This window comes from Streptomyces globisporus, from assembly GCF_003501885.1.
Lineage (GTDB): Bacteria > Actinomycetota > Actinomycetes > Streptomycetales > Streptomycetaceae > Streptomyces > Streptomyces globisporus_D.
Map to the genome: position 1 here is coordinate 1 of NZ_QWFA01000002.1, position 21,979 is coordinate 21,979.

Sequence of the window (21,979 nt, forward strand, 5' to 3'; positions counted from 1 at the left end):
CCCGACCGGTTTTCCACCGGAACAGGGATGAGCCCCGACGCCGGGGGGGGTGGGCGCCGGGGCTCAGCTCGTGGACCGGTGGAAAACCGGTCGGGTGACCGGAATGACCCGGTCGGTCGGCCGGTGCGAACCGGCTTGATGGGGAGATTACGGGTTAATGGCTCACGCCGCAGCGTCAAAGCCCGTGTCGTGAGCCATTCGCTTCAATTCGAGCAGTGCGTGCTTCTCTATCTGCCGGATCCGCTCCCGCGTGAGGCCGTGCTGCTTGCCCACTTCGGTCAGGGTCCGCTCGCGCCCGTCCTCGATGCCGTACCGCATCTTGATGATCGAGGCGGTCCTGTTGTCGAGCTTGCCGATGAGGTCTTCCAGCTCCTCGCTGCGGAGCAGGGTCATCACCGACTGCTCGGGCGAGACGGCGGAGGTGTCCTCCAGCAGGTCGCCGAACTGGGTGTCGCCGTCGTCGTCCACGGACATGTTGAGGCTGACCGGGTCGCGGGCCCAGTCCAGGACGTTGCCGACGCGCTCGGCGTTGGAGTCGAGCTCGGCGGCGATCTCCGCGTGCTCCGGGTCGCGCCCGTGCTCGCGGTTGAACTCGCGCTGGACCCGGCGGATCCGGCCGAGCTCCTCCACCAGGTGGACGGGGAGCCGGATCGTGCGGGACTGGTCGGCGATGGACCGGGTGATGGCCTGGCGGATCCACCAGGTCGCGTACGTGGAGAACTTGAAGCCCTTGGCGTAGTCGAACTTCTCGACCGCCCGCACCAGGCCGGCGTTGCCCTCCTGGATCAGGTCGAGCAGAGGGAGCCCCGCGCGCGGATAGCGGCGGGCCACGGCGACGACGAGCCGGAGGTTGGAACGGATGAAGATGTCCTTGGCGCGCTCGCCATCGGCGACCAGCGCCTCCAGCTCCTCACGCTTCGCGTCACCGGCATCGCTCTCCACCTCGCCGTCGAGGATCTGCTGGGCGTAGACGCCCGCCTCGATGGTCTGGGAGAGGTCGACTTCCTTGGCGGCGTCGAGCAGCGGTGTGCGGGCGATCTCGTCCAGGTACATGCCGACCAGGTCGCGATCGGCGATCTCCCCGCCCACGGCGCGAACACTGCTGGCCCGGTCGGTCTCACCGGAGGCGGCGGACGTACGACGGGCGACGGCACGGGTTGCCATGCGTGCTCCCTTGCTGAGTAGGTCGCGACACCCTTCCGGGTGCCCTGCATCCGATGGAAACAACGACTGGAATCCGGACAGAATTCCCATGCGGCACATTCATTTTCGTGATCATGCAGTACCCTGTTCCGCTTCGAGCGCCGGACACCGCTTCCGGATCCCATCGGACGCGCAGGTCAGAGCCGGTGCGGAAGGGGTTCCGGCCCCTTGTCGGCCCGCTTGCCGACTCTCCGGCCGGGTACCCGGAATCGGTGCGCCCACCCGAAGCGCCCTGCTCCCGCCCGAAACTCCCTGCTCCCACCCCGGGAGACGGCTGCGGTGGCGTTCGGGTTGCTCAGGTGGTTCCGCCGCGGCAAGAGCCGGTCGGGCCAGGCCCTAGGCCCGTCGGCCGATCCGGCCCGTAACCGCCGACCCGTCGTACCGGGACCCCGGTCCGAGGCCGACCGGGACCGCAGCCCGATCCGCTGCGGCCCGCGCCTGCCTAGCGTGACCGGCATGGACGACACCACGGGCACCCTCGACGAAGCACTGGAGCGCATCCACCTCTCCGGGCCGGAGCGCGACGGCTGGCTCAGCAATCACGCACCCATGGCCGTGGAGGCTCTGGTGCGGCACGGCCAGGCGTCGGCCGTGCACCGCTGGCTGGACCGGTACGGCCCGAAGCTGGAGGAGATGCCGGACGGCACCGGCTCCCCCGTGACCGCGCGGAACTGGCACGAGGCGCTGGGCGACCCGCGCCGCATCGCCGACTGGACGGAGCACTTCGAGCGGGAGACGGCCGGGCGCCCCTGGCGCGACGTGCTCGTCGAGTGGTGGCCCCGGCTGCTGCCGGGCATCGCGGCGGGCGCCACGCATCCGGTGATCCGGGTGGGCCACTCCGTACGGACCCTGCTGACGGGCGAGGAGACCGCCCCGCGCGTCCGGGAGCTGGCCCACGCCCTCGGCTACTGGGCCGCCCGGCACCAGCCGCTGCCTGCCCTGGCGCTGCTCGACGCGGCCCCGAGCGCGGCGGCGGCGCTGGACCGGGTGCCACTGGTGCCCGAGCAGAGCGGCGGCATCCGGGACCGGTTCGCACAGCTGACCGCCTTCCCGGACTGGCCGGGGCCGCTCCCTGGGGAAGGGCAGGGGCCGCTTCCCGGGCAAGAGCCGGGACTGCTTCCCGAGCAAGGGCAGGGGCAGGGGCAGGGGCAGGGCTCCGCCTCCGCACCGGCCCGGGAGACCGCCTCCGCCGAGGCGGCCCGGTACGCGCTCCGGGAGCTGGTGCGCGCCTCGACGCACCGGTACGCGACCCACGCGCACGGCTCGCCGATCATGCTGGTCCACGCGGCGACCGCACCCAACGCGGTCCTGCGCACCCTGCCCGCCCTGCCCGGCGAGCTCTGGGCGCCGAGCCTGCGGGCCTCCTGGGCGGCGAGCGCGGCGGTCACCGCCGCCTACGCGCCCCGGGACGCGGCCCCGACCCCGGCGGCGACCGGCGCGGCGGACGCCTCGGAGCTGTTCGCCCGGGCGGCGGCGCACGGCGACGACCACACCATCAAGTTCGCCGACACGGCACTGGACGTGGGCGACGCGCTCGCGTTCTCCGCCGCCCGGCGCGCTATCGAGCTGAACCCGCCGATGTTCTAGGGCCCGACACGTACGGGGTCAGCCGAACTGCACCGAGCGCTTCGCCAGCCCCATCCAGAAGCCGTCGATGACGCTCCGCCCCCGGTCCAGCTCGTCCTCGGCCGCGCCCAGTGTCACGAACAGCGGCGCGAAGTGCTCGGTGCGCGGGTGGGCGAGCTTTCCGGCCGGGGACGTGCGCTCGAAGTCGATCAGCGCGTCGATGTCCTGGGCGCGCAGCGCGCGGTCGCCCCAGTCGTCGAACTCCGCCGACCAGCCGGGCACCCCGCCGCCCTGGTGGCGCAGGGCGGCCAGGTTGTGGGTGAAGAAGCCGCTGCCGACGATCAGTACGCCCTCGTCGCGCAGAGGGGCGAGTTTGCGCCCGACGGCCATCAGCTTCTGCGGGTCGAGGGTGGGCAGGGAGATCTGGAGTACGGGGATGTCGGCGTCCGGGAACATCTCCACCAGCGGGACGTACGCCCCGTGGTCGAGGCCCCGGTCCGGGATGTCCTGGACCGGCGTACCGGCGCCGCGCAGCAGTTTGCGGACGCTGTCGGCGAGCCCGGGCGCGCCGGGGGCCTCGTACCGCACCCCGTAGTAGTGGTCGGGAAAGCCCCAGAAGTCGTACACGAGCGGCACGGTGTCTGTTGCCCCCAGGGCGAGCGGGGCCTCCTCCCAGTGGGCCGAGACCATCAGGATCGCGCGGGGGCGGGGCAGGCCCGCGGACCAGGCGGCGAGTTCGCCGGGCCAGACGGGATCGTCGGCCAGGGGCGGCGCGCCGTGCGAGAGGTAGAGGGCGGGCATGCGCTCCGCGGTGGCTGTCATGGCACTCCCCATCCACTGGGCGCCGGATCCCGGGCGGCCGGGCGCCGCGCAGGGCGTCCGGGTCACCGGATCCGGTCACGAGTTCGTCAGAGCGGTAGTTCCCCGAGGTCATCCGAGGGATCGTTGTGCAGGGGCCCTGCGGAATTCCGCGGGAGACCCGTCGGGTCCCCTGCGGGGACCTCCCGGGAGGGCTTCTTGAAACTTCAAGGTCCTACCTGTGGAGACCTTAGCTCTATCTAGTTCAACTTTCAAGAAAAGGTCGTACAGTGGAGTCCATGACCACGGCATCCACCAGCGCACCGCGTTGGCTCACCGACGAGGAGCAGCGCGTCTGGCGCGCCTATCTGCATGCCACCACGCTGCTGGAGGATCACTTCGACCGCCAGTTGCAGCGCGATGCCGGTATGCCGCACACCTATTACGGGCTGCTCGTCCAGCTCTCGCAGGCCCCCCGTCGCCGGATGCGGATGACGGAGCTGGCCCGGAACGCGAAGATCACCCGCTCCCGGCTCTCGCACGCCATCGCCCGGCTGGAGAAGAACGGCTGGGTCCGCCGCGAGGACTGCCCCTCCGACAAGCGCGGCCAGAACGCGGTGCTCACCGACGACGGCCTCGCCATGCTGCGCCGCTCGGCGCCGGGCCATGTCGAGGCCGTACGGCAGGCGATGTTCGACCGGCTCACGGACGAGCAGGTGAGAAGCCTCGGGGAGATCATGCGGACGCTCGCCACCGGTCTGGAACCGGAGGGCACGGACGCGGATCTGCCCTGGCTCCGCTGAGCGGAACCAGGGCAGATCAGAGGCCGGTCCTCGTCGGGGGCCGGTCGCCGTCGAAGGACTGCCGGCGACCGGCGTCGTCAGTGGGCTACCACCGGAATCTTGAACTCCTCCTCGGCGCCCGCCTCGGACGCGCTTTCCGTGCCGTCCGACCCCGTTCCGGGCCGCCCGGTGTTGATGAGGGCGATCGCGATGGCGGCCGCGGCGACGAGGATGCCGACCGCCCACCAGATCGCGGAGGCGAAACCGCTGACCATGGCCTGGAGCTCCAGGAGCTTCGGGTCCGTGGCGCGGGCCGCGTGATCGGCGACGTACGCGGTGGTGGCGCTCGCGGCGATGGTGTTCAGCAGAGCGGTGCCGATGGCGCCGCCGACCTGCTGCGAGGTGTTGACCATCGCGGAGGCCACACCCGCGTCACGCGGCTCGATGCCGTGCGTGGCCAGGGACATCGCCGGCATGAACGCCGTACCCATGCCGAGGCCGAGCAGCAGCATGCCGGGCAGGATGACGGCCGCGTAGCTGGTGTTGAGGTCCAGCTGGGTCAGCAGCAGCATGCCGACCGCGGCAACCAGGAAGCCCGGGCCCATCAGCAGGCGCGGCGGGACCCGGGTCATCAGCCGGGTGCCGATCTGGGTGGAGCCGGTGATCATGCCCGCGATCATCGGGAGGAACGCGAAGCCGGTCTTGACCGGGGAGTAGCCCTTCACGACCTGGAGGTAGTAGGTCAGGAAGAGGAACAGCCCGAACATCGCGATGATGGCGAGGCCCAGCGAGAGGTAGACCCCGCCGCGGTTGCGCTCGGTGAGGACGCGCAGCGGCAGCAGCGGCGACTTCACGCGCGCCTCGGTCACGACGAAGGCCAGCAGCAGCACGGCGGCGGCGACGAACATCGAGACGGTCAGGGCGTCCGACCAGCCGGCCGACTCGGCGCGGGTGAAACCGTAGACCAGGGCGACCAGACCAAGGGTGGAGAGCACGACGCCGGGGATGTCCAGCGGTGCGCGGTTGCGGGTGCCGGAGGGCTCACGGATCACGAAGTACGCGCCCACGGCGGCGACGACGGCGAACGGGATGTTGACGAAGAACGTCCAGCGCCAGTTCAGGTACTCGGTGAGGAAGCCGCCGAGGATCAGCCCGACCGCACCACCGCCACCGGCGATGGCCCCGTAGATACCGAACGCCTTGGCGCGCTCCTTGGCGTCGGTGAACATCACGGCGAGCAGGGAGAGCGCGGCCGGGGCGAGCAGGGCGCCGAAGACACCCTGGAGGGCCCGGGACCCGAACATCATCGCCTCGTTCTGGGCGGCCCCGCCGAGCGCGGAGGCCAGCGCGAAGCCGATCAGGCCGACGACGAAGGTGCGCTTACGGCCCCAGAGGTCGGCGATCCGGCCGCCGAAGAGGAGGAGACCACCGAAGGCGAGGGCGTAGGCGGTGATGACCCACTGCTTGTTGCCGTCGGAGATGCCCAGGTCGGTCTGGGCGGAGGGCAGCGCGATGTTCACGATGGTCGCGTCGAGGACGACCATCAGCTGGGCGAGCGCGATGAAGGCGAGGGCCTTCCAGCGACTCGGATCGGGAAGGGCGGTGTCAGCCGTTCGGGACAGGCCGGCCATTTTTGACATGGGTGTAGCCACCTAAGGACGTGCGAGGGCGCCGAGGCGTCGCGAAGTGGGCGTCGGCGGTACGTGCTCTGGCGTACGCGCGACGGTTACGTGGGCCGCCCGTGCGGGACCCCGTGCGTGACAGGGGCGTACGGGCCGGTGTTCGGGTGAGGCGGGACGGTGGGGCCGATGGAGTCGGCGGGCCCGGGAAGGTTCAGGTCGGTGCGGCCGTCAGGAGCGCCGCAGGTCCTCCAAGGTCGCCGCCGATCCGGGCAGTTCGGAGCGGGCCGGGGTCTCCAGGCCGTCCAGGAACAGCTGCAGATGACGGTGGGTGAACCGGTCGATGCCCTGGCAGGCGATGCCGGGGAGCGGCCGGGTGAGCTGGGAGAGGGCGACGAGTACGTCACCGACGGCGATGTCGGTGCGCAGCCGCCCCGCGGACTGGGCGCGCGACACGAGACCCGCGACGGCCTCTTCGAGGCGGTCGCGCTCGGCGAGCAGATCGGGGTGGTCCTTGTCGAAGACGCCGGAGATCATCGGGCACAGGGCGCCGATCCGTTCGTCGGCGGCCGCGTGCACGAAGCGGCTGAGCGCGGCGAACGGGTCGGACTCCGCGGCGACGGCCTCCTCGGCCCTCAGGGTGGTGCGGGAGGTGACCGCGAGGACGACCTCATGGGTGAGGGCGGCGCGGTCGGGGAAGTTCCGGTAGAGCGTGGCGTTGCCGACGCCCGCGCGGCGGGCGACGTCGTCCAGCGCCACGTCGGGCCCGAACTCGACGAACAGCTCGCGCGCGGCCGAGACGATCCGCTCACGGTTGCGCAGCGCGTCGGCCCGCGGTCGGGGGGCGCGGCACGACGCCGTCGGCGCGGCGCCCTTCCCGGCGACGGCCTCCGCGGCGCGTCCGGTGCCGGTGCGGATGACGCTGCCGGTACCGGTGCCGCTGTCAGCGCCGGACTCTGTGACGCTTCCGGTGTCGGACTGCGCGGTGTTGCCGGTGACGGCGGCCTGCGCGGCACCCTTGGCGACGGTCTTCACTGCGACCCTCACCTCCCCTTCCCCTGCGTAGCCGGTCGGGCCCCTTCCGTAACCGGGGACCGCTTCCCCGTTTAGCGGGGACACGTATGCAAACGGGGAGAGGCTCCCCGCTTATTTCCCGCCTCCCATGTGACCTGCATCACACACCTTCGGGGCGGAAACCCACCGATCGGCGCACCCAGCGAGCGGCTCCGGACCACCCGGCACAGGCTGATCGCCAGAGCGCAGTCAGGGGTCGGCCGGCTGCCGCGGACCCCGAAGGCGCCTCTATGCAGCAGCCCCGCCACCGGATACGCAGACACCGCCGCCCGATCGCCCTGGCCGGAGCGACCGCGCTGGTCATAGCGGCCATGGCCTCCGCAAGCACGACCCTCCCCTCCGCCGGCCGCGCCTCGGCGGGCCCGGCTTCCACCGCCCTGGACTCCGCGCTCGCCCCGTGCCGGATCTCCGCGGCCATGGGCGTACAGATGTCCGAGGGCCTGCCGACCCCGCCCGGCTACGCCCGGTCGACCGGCGAGATCAGGGCGCTCAACCTGATGATCGACTTCCCGGACGCGGAGGGGACGGGACCCGCGACGGACCGGTTCGCGGAGTTCTTCCCGCAGACCTCCGAGTGGTTCCGGACCAGCTCCTACAGCCGGCTCGTCTACCGGCCCGAGGCCCCCCTCAAGGACTGGCTGCGGATGCCGATGGCGTTCACGGAGTACGGGATAGAGCGCGGCTCACCGTTCGAGCCGGGCTACCGCCAGCTGATGAAGGACATCGTCGCGGCCGCCGACCCCCGGGTCGACTTCTCGGAGTACGACCTGGTCAACATCCTGGTCAGCCCGAACGCCGGCCCCTCCGCGCTGGACACCGTGCTCTCGGTGACCTTCTCCGGCAACGACGAGGCCCCGGAGGCGGACGGCGTACCGCTCGCCAACACCTCGTTCGTCTACAGCCGCCAGGACGACGGATCGGGGTCGTACGCCGAGACCGGCTACCGCGTCCTGCCGCACGAGAACGGCCATGTCTTCGGGCTGCCCGACCTCTACACGATGGAGGGCGGCGGCTCGGTCGGGCACTGGGACATCATGTCCGAGGACTGGGGCGCCAACAACGACTTCCTGGCCTGGCACAAGTGGAAGCTCGGCTGGCTCGACAACGAGCAGATCAGCTGCGCGTCGCAGCCCGGCGTCAGCGAGCACACGCTCGGCCCGCTGGCCACCGAGGGCGGCACCAAACTCGCCTTCGTCCCGCTGAGCGCCCAGTCCGGCTACGCCGTGGAGGTCCGCACGGCGGCCGGCAACGACGACGCGGTCTGCCGTCCGGGGGTGCTGATCTACAAGGTCAGCTCCGACGTGGACACCGGCCAGGGCCCGGTCTCCGTCGCCGACGCGACCGAGGACAGCGGCGGCTGCACCCGGCGCCCCAACGTGCACGCGGAACTGTCCGACGCCCCGTTCCGGCCCGGCCAGACCTTCACCGACCGGGCCAACGGCGTACGGATATCCGTGCTGGACGAGGACGACGACGGCAACTACCGGGTACGGGTCACGCGCCCGTGAGGGGGTGGGCCGGCGGCGGCCCGGACCGTGAGCCCGTGAGGGGCTCGGCCGCCTCCGCCAGGGTCCGGAGCCGAGGCTTGAGCAGCTTGCCGGTGGCGTTGCGCGGGAGCGGCTCGTCGGTGAACAGCACCCGGGCGGGCACCTTGAAGGCTGCGAGCCTCCCGCCGACGTGGTCCCGCAGCGCCCCGGCGGTGACCGTCGCCCCGGCGCGCAGCCGGACGACGGCCACGACCTCCTCCCCCAGCACCGGATGCGGGATGCCGAGGACGGCGGCGTCGGATACGTCGGGATGGTCGTGCAGGACGCCCTCGACCTCGACGCAGTACACGTTCTCGCCGCCCCGGATCACCATGTCCGTGATCCGGTCGACGACCGCGACCCGCCCCGCACGCTCCACGGCGAGGTCCCCCGTACGGAACCAGCCGTCCCGGAACGCCTCCGCGGTCGCGGCCGCGTCCCGCCAGTAGCCGCGGAACAGCGACTGCCCGCGCAGCCACAGCTCCCCCACCTCTCCCTCGGGCAACGCCTCACCCGCCGCTGCCGCGATCCTGACCTCGGTCACGGGGGTCGGACGGCCGACGGCACCGGGGTGGGCCCGGTAGTCGGCGCCGACGTTCGCGAGGACGCCCCCGCCGGTCTCGGTGAGACCGTAGCCGTTACGGGGCTCGATGCGTTCGCCGTACCGGGCGGTGAGGCGGGCCACCAGGCCGGGCGGGGCCGCGGCCCCACCGGTGCTGAACAGGGTGAGGCTCGCCAGCCCGTCCCCCGTGCGCTCGGCGGCGTCCAGCAGCTGGAGGGCGGTCGTCGGCACCCCCGCGAAGTGCGTGACGCCATGGGCGCGGATGAGCCGGAGGGCCTCGTCCGCGTTCAACTTGTCCATCAGGACGAGGGCGCCGCCCGCCGCCATCACCCCGTAGAAGCTGGTGAACGCGGCGACGTGGAAGAACGGGAACGTCATCAGGGAGACCGGGGCGGGCCCCATCCCCGGAACGGCCCCCCGCCCCAGCGCGGAGGCGGCCGCCTGGTACCGGGGGTTGAGCGCGGCCCCGGCCTGGGCGAGATGGGTAGCCACCGCACCCTTGGGCCGGCCGGTGGTGCCCGAGGTGTAGATGATCGTGGCGTCGTCCTCGGGCCGGGGCTCCACGTCGGGGGGTGCGGCCAGGGGGTCGGGCGCGGGAAGGTCCTCGTACCGCTCGACACGAACACCGTCCGGAAGCCGCGCCTCCCCACGGAGGCCGTCCGGAAGGCGGCCCTCCCCGTGCCGCCCCTGGAAAAGGACCACGCGCGCCCCGGACCGCCGCGCCCACCCCGCGACCCGGTCCATCCGCTCCCCGTCCACGAGCAGCACACCGGGCTCGCAGTCGTCGAGGGCGTACGTGAACTCGTCCTCGGTCCACCAGGCGTTGAGCGGTACGGCGATGAGCCCGGCCAGCTGGACGGCCCAGAAGGCGATCTGCCACTCGGGGTGGTTCCGCATCGCGACCACGGCCCGGTCGCCGGGACGCAGGCCGTACCGCTCGCTCAGCCGGACGGCCAGGGCGGACGCGGCGGCGAAGAACTCCCCGTACGAGTAGCGGCGTTCACCCGCGATCAGGAACGGAGTGTCCCCGTAGGCCCAGGTGGTCTCGACGAACTCCCGGAGCGTGCGGGGCCCGTCGGCGTACTCCAGCGCCCCCTGCTCGCCCCGGACCACGGCGAAGGGGGCGCCGGGCGCGGTGAGGGAGCCCTCGATGCGCGCGGCGCGCCGGGCGCGTTCCGCTCGGGCTGCGGCGTCCTCGGCCGGGGGCGGGGACGCGTGGGTGTGCTGCGGCACGGACGGCCTCTCTCTCACGCTGACGCTGGGTGCTGCACGAGACGCTATGCGGGCGGGGCCGGAGCTCCAAGGCCGCCCGGAGGTACGTCCATGACCTGCGGGTCGCTCACGCGGTGGCGGGGAGCCCGAACCGCACGGAGGTCAGCTCCTCAGACAGCTCCCGGAGCCGGTTGCCCGTCGTGGGGTCGGCGTCGCGGGGGGCCAGGTCGTCCCGCTTCGGCGCGCCGCGCAGCTCGCCCATGCCGCCGGGTCCGATGAAGTGCGCGCTCTCAGCGTCCGGGGCGGTCGCGCGACGTCCCTTGTCCTCGTCCCGCACCGCCCACACCGCTGTTGGCCCCGGTGACGACGAAGACGCGCTTGCTCTGATCGGGAATCCGCTCGACGGTCCAGCTCCGCTCATCGCCTCGTTCCCAGCGCGCCGATCCGCGGGTGGGCCGACGAGGGCCGTGCCGTTCTGCGTCGGACCGCCCAACGCCGCCGTGCCACAGCGGCCGCGGCCGGGGATTTCCCGCACATATCGCACCTATATGAGATAGGCCACTTTCGGGAGTTGTAGGCAGGGGCGGTCACCCCGGCCTACAGTCCTGTCGTTTGCGGAGTATTCGGCTCCGCGCCGTCCGGCCCCACCCTCCACTCCGTACACGACCTGTACGCGCACGCGGAGACCGGGCCGATTCCCCGACTCACAAGGAACCGGGAACATCCGCATGGGCACGTTGGAAACCTGGGTCGTCGAGCTCAACGACGTCTTCTGGACATATCTGCTGATTCCGCTGGTCGCCCTCGCCGGCGTCTGGTTCACGCTGCGCTCCAAGGGCGTGCAGATCCGCCTGATCCCGGAAATGTTCCGGGTCTTCAGGGACAAGCCGCAGTCCGGCGTCAGCCCCTTCGGCGCCTTCACCATCTCCGCCGCCGCGCGGATCGGCACCGGCAACATCGCAGGTGTGGCCACCGCAATCACCATGGGCGGCCCCGGAGCCGTCTTCTGGATGTGGATGATGGCCCTGGTCGGCGGTGCCTCGGCGTTCGTCGAGTCGGTCCTGGCCCAGCTGTACAAGGTGCGCGACACCGAGCCCGGTACGTACCGAGGCGGCCCGGCCTACTACATGCAGAAGGCGCTCGGAATGCGCTGGCTCGGCGTGGTCTTCGCCGTTCTGATCACGCTGACGTTCGGTTTCGTGCTTACCGCGGTGCAGTCCAACACGATCACGGTGGCCACGAAGGGCTCCTTCGGCTCGGACGCCTCCTGGTTCAATCCCGTCCTCGGCGTCGCGCTTGCCGTACTGCTCGCGCTCGCGGTGTTCTTCGGCGTGAAGCGCCTGACTGCCGTGACCAAGGTCATCATCCCGGTGATGGCCGCGGTCTACCTGCTGGCCGGCCTGGTCATCGTGTTCCTCAACCTCGGCAACGTGCCGGGCATACTCGGCGACATCATCGGCGGCGCCTTCGGCTTCCGCGAGGTCGCGGGCGGCGCCGTGGGCACGGCGATCCTGCAGGGCGTACGGCGCGGCATGTTCTCCAACGAGGCGGGCATGGGTTCGGCCCCGAACGCCGCCGCGGCCGCGGAGACCACGCACCCGGTCAAGCAGGGCCTGGTCCAGACCCTCGGCGTCTACTTCGACACCTTGGTCATCTGCACGATGACCGCTCTCGTGATCCTCTCCGCCAACCCGGCCCTCGGTGAGCGCGGCGGCGCGGACGTCACGCAGGCCGCCTTCACCAGCGCGCTCGGCGACTGGGCCGGTCACCTGCTGACCCTGGTGGTCTTCATGGTCGCCTTCAGCTCCATGATCGGTAACTACTACTACGGCGAGTCCAACATCCAGTTCATCACCCGCAGCAAGGGCGTGATGAGCACGTACCGTGCGATGGTCGTCGCCTGCGCCGTCCTCGGCGCGATCGGCTCCGTCCCGCTGGTCTGGAGCCTCGCGGACGTCACGATGGGCGCGATGGCCCTGGTCAACCTGATCGCGATCATCCCCCTCAGCGCGGTGGCCTTCCGCCTCCTCGACGACTACCTGGCCCAGCGCCGCCAGGGCCTCGACCCGGTCTTCCGCAAGGACCAGGTTCCGGGCCTGCGCGGCGAGGTGGAGTGCTGGGGCACGTCGGACCGGGACGCCACACCGCAGGAGCGGATGTCGGTCGGCTCGCCCTGACACGGACACGTTCCCGCGGACCGTACGCGTCGAAGGTCGGCACCCCGGGAGGGCTGCCGACCTCGGGCGTTTCGGGGCCGGGCCCGAATCCCGGGGAGCGGGTCGAGCCGAGGCGCGAAGGTGTTGCGGCCCACGGCGGTAACGGGGGCGACCACCGCAATCCCCATCCGCTAGGCTGTCAGCGGTCAGTCGACCTCCGGTGTGTCTGCTCGGGAAGTGTCCCTCCGGACATCGCCCCGGCGGAAACCTGACCAGGGCGTTTGCCTCATTCCGCCCGGCATCCCCATGGGGTTTCCGGCACGGTTTTCGGCAAGCCCCCGCCTTCGTAGCTCAGGGGATAGAGCACCGCTCTCCTAAAGCGGGTGTCGCAGGTTCGAATCCTGCCGGGGGCACAGTAAAGCAGCAGGTCAGGAGCCCTTCTGCCCATCAGGGCGGGAGGGCTTCCGGCGTGCGGCACACTCGTGCGGCACGCACCGGGCCAGTACGGGGGCTTGATCTTCTTGGGCGGGACCTTCGGTAGTCCTCTCCTGTTCCGGCGGAAGGCACCAGCGCCTGTCAGGATCCGGCTGTGACCAAGACTTCGACCTCCTCGAGAATCAGCAGAGCGCTCGACTGGGCAGGGCTCATCCCGTCCTCGATGCTCTTCTGGATCGGCATCACGGACTACCGCGAGGGCGCGTCCATAGCCTGGCCGACAGGGGGAGCCGTTCTGGTACTCATCAGTCTCTGGGTGGTCTATCGCGGCTTGCCTCACCGGCGAGAGGGGACCCTCGTGCCACCGCAGGAGTAGGAGCGCTCCCGTGCCGGCCCGCGAGGCACTCCCTCAGCGCGCGTCGCCGTGCACCCGGCCCTTCGGCTTCGCGGCCTCGTCCAGGATCTCCTCGATCACATGTGCCGCGATCCGTGCCATCACCGGGTTCGACTCCCGGTAATGGGCCAGCTCCAACAAGGCGATGGACAGCGCCCAGCCCCTCCCCCGCGTCCACGTGGCGTCGTCGGCCGCGATCGCCTCGTGGAACGTCTGCCTGGCATCCGCCGTCAGCAGGTACCAGGCCGCGATCAGGTCGACGGCCGGGTCGGCCAGGCCCGTGCAGCCGAAGTCGATGACCGCGGTGAGGCGGCCCTCCGCGACCAGGACGTTGCCGGGCTGGAGGTCGCCGTGGACCCAGACGGGGGCGGCCGTGAAGGGCGGGGCGGACAGGGACTCCGTCCAGGCCTCGGTGACGGCCTCCGTGTCCACGATTCCGGCCAGGGTCGCCAGCGCCTCGCGGGTCGTCGCGTCGCGGGAGGACAGGGGCTCGCTGCGGTACGCGGGCGGGGCGTCCTCCGGGGCGATCCGGCGGAGTGCCAGCACGAATTCCGCCAGGTCCGCCGCCAGGAGGTCCGAGGACGAAGAGGCGTCGCCGGGGCGCGGGTTCGTGCCGTCGAGCCAGGTGCAGACCGACCAGGGACGCGGGAACGCCTGGTCCGGGGCCCCCTCGGCGAGCGGGAGCGGTACCGGGAACGGCAGTTGTTCGGCAAGGTGCGGCAGCCAGCGGTGCTCCGTCGCCACGTCCGCCGCACTGCCCTCGGTACGGGGCAGCCGCACGGCCTTGTCGGCGCCCAGGCGGTAGATCGCGTTCGCCGTCCCGCTGGCGTCGACCGCCTCCACGGGCAGGTCCGCCCAGTGCGGGAACTGGGCGGCGATCAGGCCGCGTACGAGCGACGGTTCAATGATCATGCCGCGATCGAACCAGGTGGTCCCGGGGCCGCACAACGTCTCGGCCCGGGCTCTGCCCCGGCGCCTGCTCGCCGCCTCTCCGTGGGACGCCACGCCCCGTCCGAAAATCGGTGCGGTTCCACGTGTCCGTACGAGAGGATCGGCGGCCATGACGTATCCATTGCGCACCCTGCTGCTCCCGCCCCAACTCACCGCATCCGCACGGACGTTACGCACCACCGCGCTGCGGCGCGGGCTGCGGGTCGTGGAGGCGACGGCCTCCGCCGTATCGGGAGGGCTGGGGAGACCGGAGCCGGCGGCGAGCCCCCGGGACAAGGCGCACCCCGTGCATCTGCATGCGGGGCCCTCCTTCGCCGATGTCGTGGCCCCCGCGCTCGGGATCGCCCTCCTGGAGGCTCCCGCCGACTGGCTCGCCCGGCTCCCCCGGGCGCTCACCCAGCGGGAGATCCGGGCGATGCCCATCGGCGAGGCGTACCGGCTGCGCCGCCCCGCCTTCGTCAAGTCACCCAACGACAAGGGCATTCCGGCTCTCGTGTACGCGGACGGGTCCCGGCTGCCCGGGCCGGACGCCGTGGATCCGGCCACCGTGGTGCTGGTGAGCGACGTGATGACCTTCGCCGTCGAGTACCGGCTGTTCCTCCTCGACGGGGCCGTCCACACGGCCGGGCAGTACGCCGAGGCCGGCCGCCTCCGACTGGGGCCGCCGGGCCTCGCCGCGCTCGCCTTCGGGCGCGAGGTCCTCGCGGCCGCCGGGGACGGCCTGCCCTCGGCGGTCGTCGTCGACATCGGCCGGGACGACGAGGGCCGGTGGGCCGTGATCGAGGCCAACGCAGCCTGGGCCAGCGGGTGTTACGACGTCGACCCGGGCCGCGCCCTCGACACCGTCCTCCGCGCCGCAGGACCCGCCACGGACCTGTCGCCGCACGACCGTGCCTTCATACGGTGACCGGCTCAGCTGCAGGACGCCCTCATCTGCGCCGCCGCGTGATGCGCGCCGACCCGTCGCGCATCGCCCCAGTCCCGGCCCCGGTCGATGAGCTGGACCGCGAAGACGTCCCCCTTGACCGGGTAGCTGCGCACCGGCACCGCGGTCCCCCGGTGTTCCGTCTGGAGCACCGCGAAACCCGTGTACGCGGAGTCCGCGTCCCCCGGGTCGGAGAGCACCCGGTAGACGGTCGGCTCCCCCGCCGCGTCGCGCGGGCGGCCGCTGTCGGGGACGAAGACGGTCAGCGCGCACTCGCTGAAACCCCGGCCCAGGTGCCAGGACCAGATGGCCGTGGAGCCCCGGTCCTCGGTGGGGCTGCCCGACATCGGGACGGCGCTGAACCGGCCGTCGCACCCGTCGCCGTCGAAGCCGCCGTTCTCGACCGTGTACCAGCCGGCGTCCCCGCTCTCGAAACGGCCGCGCTCCTCGTACGTACCCGTCGCACAGCCGGGGCCCGCCCACTCCGTGAAGCGGCTGCCCTCCGCCGGGGGCTCCGACGAGGGGGGCGGGGTCTCCGGGGCCTCCGTATCCGTCCCCGGGCCGGGCACGATCCTCGTGGGGGCCGCGCCGCCGATCCGGTCGGGGACCGCGCCGGCCCGGCCCGCCGCGTCCGTACGGCTGCTGCCTGCGCCCACGCTCCCGCCGCCCGAGAGCAGCAGCGAGGCGACGGTGACCAGGCCTCCGGCCGCCACCACGACGCCGGCCGCGAGCAGGGCCTTGCGCCGGCGGGGCAGTGTGGAGAGGCGGCCCGCCAGCGTCTCGCGCGCGACCCAGGAACCGTCCACGCCCGCCGTGCGGGATGCCCCAGCCCCGCAGCCGGGGCAGACCATTCCGGGCAGCGGTCCCCGGCGTCCGCCGCCGCAGTATTGGCACCTCGTGGGCTTCATGGCAGAACACCTTGCCAGTGCGGCGCCCGCAGAGGGAGATCCCGCACCCGATGGCCCGTACACGGGACGGCCAGGAACGGGTGGGGCGAGGGCCCGTCAGCTCAGTTCCTCCGGGCAGGGTGTGCCCGGCTGGAGCTGGTACGGGGCCGCCAGCCGGTACGTTCCCGGTCGCGGCGCGAGCAGCTCGGTCCACTCGTCACCGTACGGGCCCTCCTCGACCCTGTTGAGGCAGCCGTGGGTGTTGAGATACGTCTTCGGCGCGGTGTCGTCCAGCTGCGACCGCTCCTTCGACTCCTCGGTCTCCACGGGGCGTTCCACGCTCTTGCCGTCCTCGTCGACGAGCGCGAGCCAGCGGGTGTACGGGATCCGGATCAGCACCCGGCCCGCCGACTTCACCGTGATCGTCAGCTCGTCCGCGCCCGCCCGCTCCACCGTCGCCGGCGGGTCGGCGAGCGGCACCGGGTCCAGCACCTGGAAGAGCTTCCAGTTCGCGTCGCCCCAGATCTGGCGCAGGTACGGCTGCCCCTGCTCGACCAGCTCGGCCTCCTGGACCGCCCCGTTGTCCGGCCGGTCCTTGGGCAGCACCACGTAGTGCACGGCCCAGCGGTCCAGCCACTCCCGGTAGTTCACCGGGTCGAGCGTGTCGTCGTAGAAGAGCGGGTTGCGCTTCATGTCCGCCTGGCGGTTCCAGCCGCGTGCCAGGTTGACGTACGGGGCGAGCGCCGATGATTCCCGGTGACTGCTCGCGGGCACCACCTCGACCCGGCCGCGCTCCGCCTCCACCTGCTGGAGCTGGTTGATCAGTGGGGCCAGTTCGCGGTTCCAGGACGCTTCGGGCGCGGTCCGGACGATGTCGTCGACGCCCTTGAAGCCGATCCAGAAGTTGAGGCCCACGAAGGCCAGGACCAGGGCGTACCAGCGGCGGCTGCGCGGCGCGGTGTACGGCAGGGCGGCGAGCAGCGCCACCCCGGCGAACAGCATCGCCATGCGCGTGATGTTCGACCCGATCTGCGAGTCGATGACGTACGTGAGGAGCGTGCCGAGCCCGTAGACGGCGGCGGCGGTGCGGACCGTGCTCCAGTCGCGCGGTACGAGGACGAAGACCAGCACCGAGAAGATGAACGGCAGCGACAGCGTCCCGAGCGACATCGGCTGCGTACCCGAGAACGGGAACAGCCAGGCGGAGAGCCCCACCACGGCGACCGGGGCGAGGCCGATGGCGTACGCGCCGGGGCGCCGTTTGTGCAGGAACAGCGCCGCCGCGACGACGCCCAGGAAGAGCCCGGCGACCGGGCTGGACGCGGTCGCGAGGGCGGCGAGCGGGGCGGCGACGGCGGCCTTGGCCCACCGCTTGTACCGCCACCGGTAGGGCCAGCAGAACACCGCGGCCACCGCGCCGACGGCGAACATCATGCCGAGCCCGAACGTCACCCGGCCCGACAGCGCGTTGCACAGGAACGCGAAGACCCCGGCGAGCGAGCAGGCCAACGGATTGCGGACGGCCGGGACCCGCACCAGGATCAGCGCGGTCAGCCCGGAGGAGACCGTACCGACGATCATCATCGTCGTCCGGACGCCGAGCAGCGACATCAGGTAGGGCGAGACCACGCTGTACGAGACGGGGTGCATGCCCCCGTACCAGGCGAGGTTGTACGCGGTGCCGGGGTGCCGGCCCACGAACTCGGCCCAGGCGTCCTGTGCGGCGATGTCACCGCCGGTGTTGGCGAAGAAGAAGAACCAGAGGAGGTGGAGCACGGCCGCGGCCGCCGTCGCGACGGTGACGGGGTGGCGCAGCAGTCGGCGGGCCCGGGCTCGCGGAGTCTCGGCGGCCCCGGCGGGGCACTCGGGCTCGGACGAGGCTGCGGCGGGCGGCTCCGGAACGCGGGGCGACGGCACGCGCACGTGCAGGGCGTCGCCCCCGGCACCGGTGGTCCCGTCCGCCTCGCGGCCGGGCTTCGGCTCCGCGGTGGTCACTACGGCTCTCCCCGTCCTCCGCCGGCCCCCGTGCCTGTGCGTACCTCTTGATACGTCCTCAAGGACGCGTCCCGGCATCCTTGAGTTGTCCGGGGACGCTAACACGTACCTCGGGCACGCTTCTCCGTCATATACGGCCACTGGAGCGGTGGAGGGCGGGGCCCGCTCCCACCGCTCCGGTGGCCCGGCTGTCAGCCGATCCTGGTCATCTTGTCGCCGAAGGCCGCCTCGGGCAGATCGCTCTGCAGCACCACCGGCGCCGTGACCTTGCCGGTGCCGGTGCCCACGGCCACCGAGCCGACCTCCGTCCCGGCCTTCGCGGCCTGGTCGATGCCCTGGCCGTTGTCCGTGACTTTGAGCTCGACCTTCAGGCCGGACCAGCCGACCGCCTTGAGGTTCTTGGTGGCGACCACGGGGGCCTGTCCGCCGAATCCGTTGTCCACGTACCCGACGACGTCGCCCTTCTTCACCACCGTCGCGGAGGTGGCCGCCTCCTGCGCGTCCTTGATCAGCTTCAGGCTGTTCTGGAGCGACAGCTCCAGGCTGTCGTAGACCCGGCCGGTCCCCGCCTGCTGGCCCATCACCGCTCCGTAGATCCACAGCACCTTGCCGTCGACCTTGGTGTTCGCGGACCAGAGCAGATTGCCGCCCGCCGGGGTGGAGGACCCGGTCTTGATGCCGCTCACGCCCGGCTGCAGCAGGAGATTGTTGTTGTTGTAGATCTTGCCGTCTATGCCCTCGATCTCGACCTCGGGCATGTCCACGATCTTCCGGAAGACGTCGTTGCGCATGACCGCCTGCGCCAGCTTCAGCTGGTCGGTGGCGGTGGAGACGGTGGTCTTCTCCAGCCCGCTCGGATCCGTGTACGTCGAACCGGTCATGCCGAGGTCCTCGGCCGCGTCGTTCATCTTCTCGATGAACTTGTCCTCGGAACCGGCGTCCCAGCGGGCGAGCAGCCGCGCCGCGTTGTTCCCCGAGGGGATCATCAGCAGCTGGAGCAGCTGGCGCTGGGTGAGCTCCTGTCCCTCGGTCAGCGGGGCCGTCGACTCGTCGGGCCGCTTGGACTCGTCCTCCGCCTTCTGGTCGACGGTGATCTTCTCGCCCTCCTCGTCACCCTTGAGGGGGTGCCCCTGGAGGATCACGTAGGCGGTCATGACCTTCGCGACGCTGGCGATCGGGGCCGGCTTCTGTGCGCCCTCGGAACCGAGCGACCCGACGCCGTCCACCATCACGGCCGACTGCCCCTGGCCCGGCCAGGACAGATCCGTCCCGCCGCCGTCGAAGGTGTACGTCGGCTTCGCCGTGAGCTCCAGCGAGGGCTCCGGGAGCGGGCGCATCACCTGCACGATCGCAAAGACGATCAGCAGGAGGAGCACCAGCGGCGTCCAGATCTTGACCCGTCGCACGGCGGTCCGGACCGGGGTCTCCGGGGGCGGCGGGGTGTTCGTCAGCTCGGCGAGCAGATCGAGCGGCGGCTTCGGCGGCAGCGGCTGCTGCCGGGTCCGCTCGGCCGCCGCCCAGGACGGCGCGGCGGCCGCCGGGGAGGCCGGAGAGCCGGCTTCCGGGGTGCGCGCGGGCGCCTCGGGCCCGGCCGCCGACCCGGTCGCGGGCTCCGGCTCCCGGGGCGCGGGGGCGGCCCGTACGTCGTCGGAGCGCAGCGGCACGAAGGTGCTGGTGCGCTCGGCGTCGGCCTCGGGCTTGGTCTCGGCGCCGCCCTTGCGCTCGCCTTCCGGCTTGCTCTTGGGCTTGTCCTCGGCCTTGTCCTCGCGGGGCGGGAGCTTCAGCGCGGTCGTCGCCTGGTCGACCCGGTCGGCCGGCTTGACCGCCTTGAAGATGGCGGTGGGCTGATCGATTCCTCGCAGGTCGGAGGGGTCGTCGGGGGCGGACTCGGGTTCGGTCTCGGCGTCGGGGGCCTTGTCCGGCTCGGCGTCGGCATCCGTTGCGGACTCGGGCTTGGCATCGGAGTCGGCGTCGGGGGCCTTGTCCGGCTCGGCGTCCCGCTCGGCCTTCGGCTCAGGCTTCGGCTCCTCGTCGGCCTTCGGCTCGGACTTCGCCTCCGCGTCCGGCGCCTCGTCCGGCTCGGGCTCGGGGTCCGGCTCCACCTTCGCCTTCGTGGCGGGCTCGGGCTCAGGCTCGGCGTCCTCCGCCTTCTCCGCCTTCGGCTTGTCCTCGGCCGCGGCATCGACCCAGGCGGCCACGGCAGCACGCAGCCGGCCGTCCCCGCCCTCTTCGTCGACGGTCTCCGGCTTCCCGGCCGTCGGCTCGACCGCAGGAGTCTCGGCCGACGCCTCGGCGGGCGTCTCCCCGTCCGCCTCCTCGGCCTCGGGCGTCTCCACGTCCGTGTCCGCGCCTGTGTGGCCCTCAGCGGCTCCCGCGCCCTTCGACGGCGCGTCGGTGTCTCCAGAGGCCGCAGAGGCCGTCACAGGAGCGCTCTCGGGCTCGGGTGCGGTCTCGGGCTCAGGCGCGGCCTGGGTCTCGGCCTCAGGCGCGGCCTCGGGCTCGACATCGCTCTCGGGCTCACGCCGGGCAGCGTCCTCCGGCAGCCGGGGACGGAACACCGCGGTCGCCGTGTCGGACATGGCTCCCGAGTCCGCACCCGTACCCGTACGGGCATCCGTAGCGGCGTCCGCGTCCGCATCCGTGTCCGCGCCGGGGTCACGGAACACGGCGAAGCGCGGGTCGCGTTCCTCCGCAGCCGTCCCCGACGACTTCCGCTGCTCCGTTTTGTCGGGGGACTCGCCCGCCACCGATGCCTCCTCATGCGCTGCGGGGCCACCCCGCGCTGTCCGAACCATCTACCAGTGTCCTGTGTGAACCCCTGGCCGAGCTGCTAGACGAGAACGACATACCTACTGGTTCCCGTACAAAGCGACCAGGCGCTCTCGACAGATGAATGTGAGAGGGGTCACCCTGTCAGACATCCACGCGGGGAGGCATGGATGGGCAGGAGCCGCAGAACAATCCCGGAGGAGCTTCTGTTGCTCGCTCTGGACCCGACCACGGGTACCACAGCGCAGCCGCAGTCGCTCGACCTCGGCCTGGCCGGGGCACAGCTAGTGGAGCTGGCTCTGGCAGGACGGATAGCCCCTGACGGGGATCGTATCGCCGTGGTGATGCCACGGCCGACAGGAGATCCGACTCTGGACTCCGCACTGGAGCTGCTGCGCCGTCGTGGCAGCCCGGTCCGGGCGGTCCACTGGATCGGCGGGCCCCGGCTGGGGCTTCGTCAGATCTATCTCGCTCATCTGGAGCGGTGCGGCATGGTTCATGCCGTGGCGGGCCAGATGTGCGGGGTGCTGCCGACGACGCGCTACCAGGCGACGGAGACGGCGATCAGCCGGGACATCAGGAACCGGCTGGACAGTGCGATCCGCACCGGCGTACCGCCGGACCCGCGGACCGCGGCGCTCGCCGCACTGGCCCACGCGGTCGGACTCGGCAAGCACCTGTACCCCGGGAACGAGGGGCGCTCGTCGCGCTCCCGGCTCCGGGACCTGATCAGGCACGACCCGATGGGCGGACTCGTGGCGCACGCCGTGATGGACGTCCAGAACGGAGTGGCGGTCCAGCCACGCCGTTCGCAGCAGGCAGCGGGCGTTCCGTTGCAGCCGCAAGCACAGGCCCGTCGCGGGAGCATGGCGCACACCGCCGCGAGCTGACCGCACGGACCTGGCGCACCAGCGCGCCGCGAGAGAAACGCACCGCGAGACCAGCACACCGCCGTACCGTCGTCGGTTTCACAGACCCGGTCCGGGAGCCGCACCACGCACGGGGCAGCCGGTAGTCACCATCACCGGCTGCCCCGTGCGCTTGCGCGCCGCCCCGCGCCCCGATGCGTGCGCCCCCGTGCTCCGCGTGTGGCCATTTCCCAGCGCGGCCGGGGCCAGGGGTGGC

General features: G+C 71.9%; 16 protein-coding genes and 1 tRNA gene. 7 read left to right on the forward strand and 10 right to left on the reverse strand.

Annotated features, from left to right (window positions below):
• Positions 1–162 precede the first annotated feature (162 nt).
• Positions 163–1,164: a sigma-70 family RNA polymerase sigma factor gene (locus D3105_RS00515; protein ID WP_032766835.1), complete on the reverse strand. Its 1,002-nt coding sequence runs from the start codon at positions 1,162–1,164 to the stop codon at positions 163–165.
• A gap of 495 nt (positions 1,165–1,659) precedes the next feature.
• Here D3105_RS00515 and D3105_RS00520 point away from each other — a divergent pair, with 495 nt between their 5' ends.
• Positions 1,660–2,790 carry a questin oxidase family protein gene (locus tag D3105_RS00520; protein WP_118899038.1) on the forward strand — a complete coding sequence of 377 codons (1,131 nt, stop codon included), beginning with the start codon at positions 1,660–1,662 and terminating at the stop codon, positions 2,788–2,790.
• An 18-nt stretch (positions 2,791–2,808) separates the two neighbouring features.
• On the opposite strand, the gene D3105_RS00525 is transcribed toward D3105_RS00520, so the two are convergent.
• Positions 2,809–3,591 (reverse strand): dioxygenase family protein, encoded by a 783-nt coding sequence (locus D3105_RS00525; RefSeq protein ID WP_118899039.1) that lies wholly within the window; start codon positions 3,589–3,591, stop codon positions 2,809–2,811.
• A 266-nt stretch (positions 3,592–3,857) separates the two neighbouring features.
• Between D3105_RS00525 and D3105_RS00530 the strand changes: the two genes are divergently transcribed.
• Entirely contained in the window at positions 3,858–4,370 is a 513-nt protein-coding gene (locus D3105_RS00530; protein ID WP_206272600.1) for a MarR family winged helix-turn-helix transcriptional regulator, read from the forward strand.
• Positions 4,371–4,447: 77 nt separating this feature from the next.
• Here the strand turns inward: D3105_RS00530 and D3105_RS00535 are convergent, their stop codons facing one another.
• Positions 4,448–5,989, reverse strand: a complete 1,542-nt coding sequence (locus tag D3105_RS00535) for an MFS transporter (protein ID WP_240646756.1) — start codon at positions 5,987–5,989, stop codon at positions 4,448–4,450.
• A gap of 210 nt (positions 5,990–6,199) precedes the next feature.
• A complete protein-coding gene (locus tag D3105_RS00540) occupies positions 6,200–6,886 on the reverse strand; it encodes a TetR/AcrR family transcriptional regulator (RefSeq protein WP_118899110.1) in 687 nt (228 codons plus the stop codon).
• A 386-nt stretch (positions 6,887–7,272) separates the two neighbouring features.
• Here D3105_RS00540 and D3105_RS00545 point away from each other — a divergent pair, with 386 nt between their 5' ends.
• A complete protein-coding gene (locus D3105_RS00545) occupies positions 7,273–8,550 on the forward strand; it encodes a M6 family metalloprotease domain-containing protein (RefSeq protein WP_118899040.1) in 1,278 nt (425 codons plus the stop codon).
• Here D3105_RS00545 and D3105_RS00550 read toward each other — a convergent pair.
• Together D3105_RS00550 and D3105_RS00555 are read right to left on the reverse strand one after the other, a co-directional pair.
• A complete protein-coding gene (locus tag D3105_RS00550) occupies positions 8,537–10,363 on the reverse strand; it encodes a class I adenylate-forming enzyme family protein (protein WP_118899041.1) in 1,827 nt (608 codons plus the stop codon). The genes D3105_RS00545 and D3105_RS00550 overlap by 14 nt on opposite strands.
• Before the next feature lie 106 nt (positions 10,364–10,469).
• The gene (locus tag D3105_RS00555; protein WP_425315718.1) at positions 10,470–10,679 is read right to left on the reverse strand and encodes a hypothetical protein; all 210 of its coding nucleotides are present in this window, start codon (positions 10,677–10,679) and stop codon (positions 10,470–10,472) included.
• Positions 10,680–11,070: 391 nt separating this feature from the next.
• Between D3105_RS00555 and D3105_RS00560 the strand changes: the two genes are divergently transcribed.
• Complete coding sequence (locus tag D3105_RS00560) at positions 11,071–12,519, forward strand: alanine/glycine:cation symporter family protein (protein WP_118899042.1); 1,449 nt, start codon at positions 11,071–11,073, stop codon at positions 12,517–12,519.
• A gap of 319 nt (positions 12,520–12,838) precedes the next feature.
• Positions 12,839–12,911, forward strand: a tRNA-Arg gene (locus D3105_RS00565).
• Between the two features lie 431 nt (positions 12,912–13,342).
• Here D3105_RS00565 and D3105_RS00575 read toward each other — a convergent pair.
• Entirely contained in the window at positions 13,343–14,239 is an 897-nt protein-coding gene (locus tag D3105_RS00575) for an aminoglycoside phosphotransferase family protein (protein ID WP_118899044.1), read from the reverse strand.
• A gap of 148 nt (positions 14,240–14,387) precedes the next feature.
• Between D3105_RS00575 and D3105_RS00580 the strand changes: the two genes are divergently transcribed.
• The gene (locus tag D3105_RS00580) at positions 14,388–15,185 is read left to right on the forward strand and encodes an ATP-grasp domain-containing protein (RefSeq protein ID WP_118899045.1); all 798 of its coding nucleotides are present in this window, start codon (positions 14,388–14,390) and stop codon (positions 15,183–15,185) included.
• Positions 15,186–15,190: 5 nt separating this feature from the next.
• Here the strand turns inward: D3105_RS00580 and D3105_RS00585 are convergent, their stop codons facing one another.
• From D3105_RS00585 to D3105_RS00595, 3 genes are all read right to left on the reverse strand, one after another.
• The gene (locus D3105_RS00585) at positions 15,191–16,054 is read right to left on the reverse strand and encodes an adhesin (RefSeq protein WP_118899046.1); all 864 of its coding nucleotides are present in this window, start codon (positions 16,052–16,054) and stop codon (positions 15,191–15,193) included.
• A 153-nt stretch (positions 16,055–16,207) separates the two neighbouring features.
• Entirely contained in the window at positions 16,208–18,085 is a 1,878-nt protein-coding gene (locus D3105_RS00590; protein ID WP_118899047.1) for an MFS transporter, read from the reverse strand.
• 191 nt (positions 18,086–18,276) lie between these two features.
• Positions 18,277–20,832 carry a serine hydrolase gene (locus D3105_RS00595; RefSeq protein WP_118899048.1) on the reverse strand — a complete coding sequence of 852 codons (2,556 nt, stop codon included), beginning with the start codon at positions 20,830–20,832 and terminating at the stop codon, positions 18,277–18,279.
• 192 nt (positions 20,833–21,024) lie between these two features.
• On the opposite strand from D3105_RS00595, the gene D3105_RS00600 reads away from it, so the two are divergent.
• Positions 21,025–21,744, forward strand: a complete 720-nt coding sequence (locus D3105_RS00600; protein ID WP_006125323.1) for a GOLPH3/VPS74 family protein — start codon at positions 21,025–21,027, stop codon at positions 21,742–21,744.
• The last annotated feature ends 235 nt before the right edge of the window (positions 21,745–21,979 follow it).

Excerpts from the sequence above, each read along its gene's own strand:
- D3105_RS00515 (WP_032766835.1), bottom strand. The coding sequence starts at position 1,164 with ATGGCAACCCGTGCCGTCGCCCGTCGTACGTCCGCCGCCTCCGGTGAG.
- D3105_RS00520 (WP_118899038.1), top strand. The coding sequence starts at position 1,660 with ATGGACGACACCACGGGCACCCTCGACGAAGCACTGGAGCGCATCCAC.
- D3105_RS00525 (WP_118899039.1), bottom strand. The coding sequence starts at position 3,591 with ATGACAGCCACCGCGGAGCGCATGCCCGCCCTCTACCTCTCGCACGGC.
- D3105_RS00535 (WP_240646756.1), bottom strand. The coding sequence starts at position 5,989 with ATGTCAAAAATGGCCGGCCTGTCCCGAACGGCTGACACCGCCCTTCCC.
- D3105_RS00545 (WP_118899040.1), top strand. The coding sequence starts at position 7,273 with ATGCAGCAGCCCCGCCACCGGATACGCAGACACCGCCGCCCGATCGCC.
- D3105_RS00560 (WP_118899042.1), top strand. The coding sequence starts at position 11,071 with ATGGGCACGTTGGAAACCTGGGTCGTCGAGCTCAACGACGTCTTCTGG.
- D3105_RS00575 (WP_118899044.1), bottom strand. The coding sequence starts at position 14,239 with ATGATCATTGAACCGTCGCTCGTACGCGGCCTGATCGCCGCCCAGTTC.
- D3105_RS00580 (WP_118899045.1), top strand. The coding sequence starts at position 14,388 with ATGACGTATCCATTGCGCACCCTGCTGCTCCCGCCCCAACTCACCGCA.
- D3105_RS00585 (WP_118899046.1), bottom strand. The coding sequence starts at position 16,054 with ATGGTCTGCCCCGGCTGCGGGGCTGGGGCATCCCGCACGGCGGGCGTG.
- D3105_RS00600 (WP_006125323.1), top strand. The coding sequence starts at position 21,025 with ATGGGCAGGAGCCGCAGAACAATCCCGGAGGAGCTTCTGTTGCTCGCT.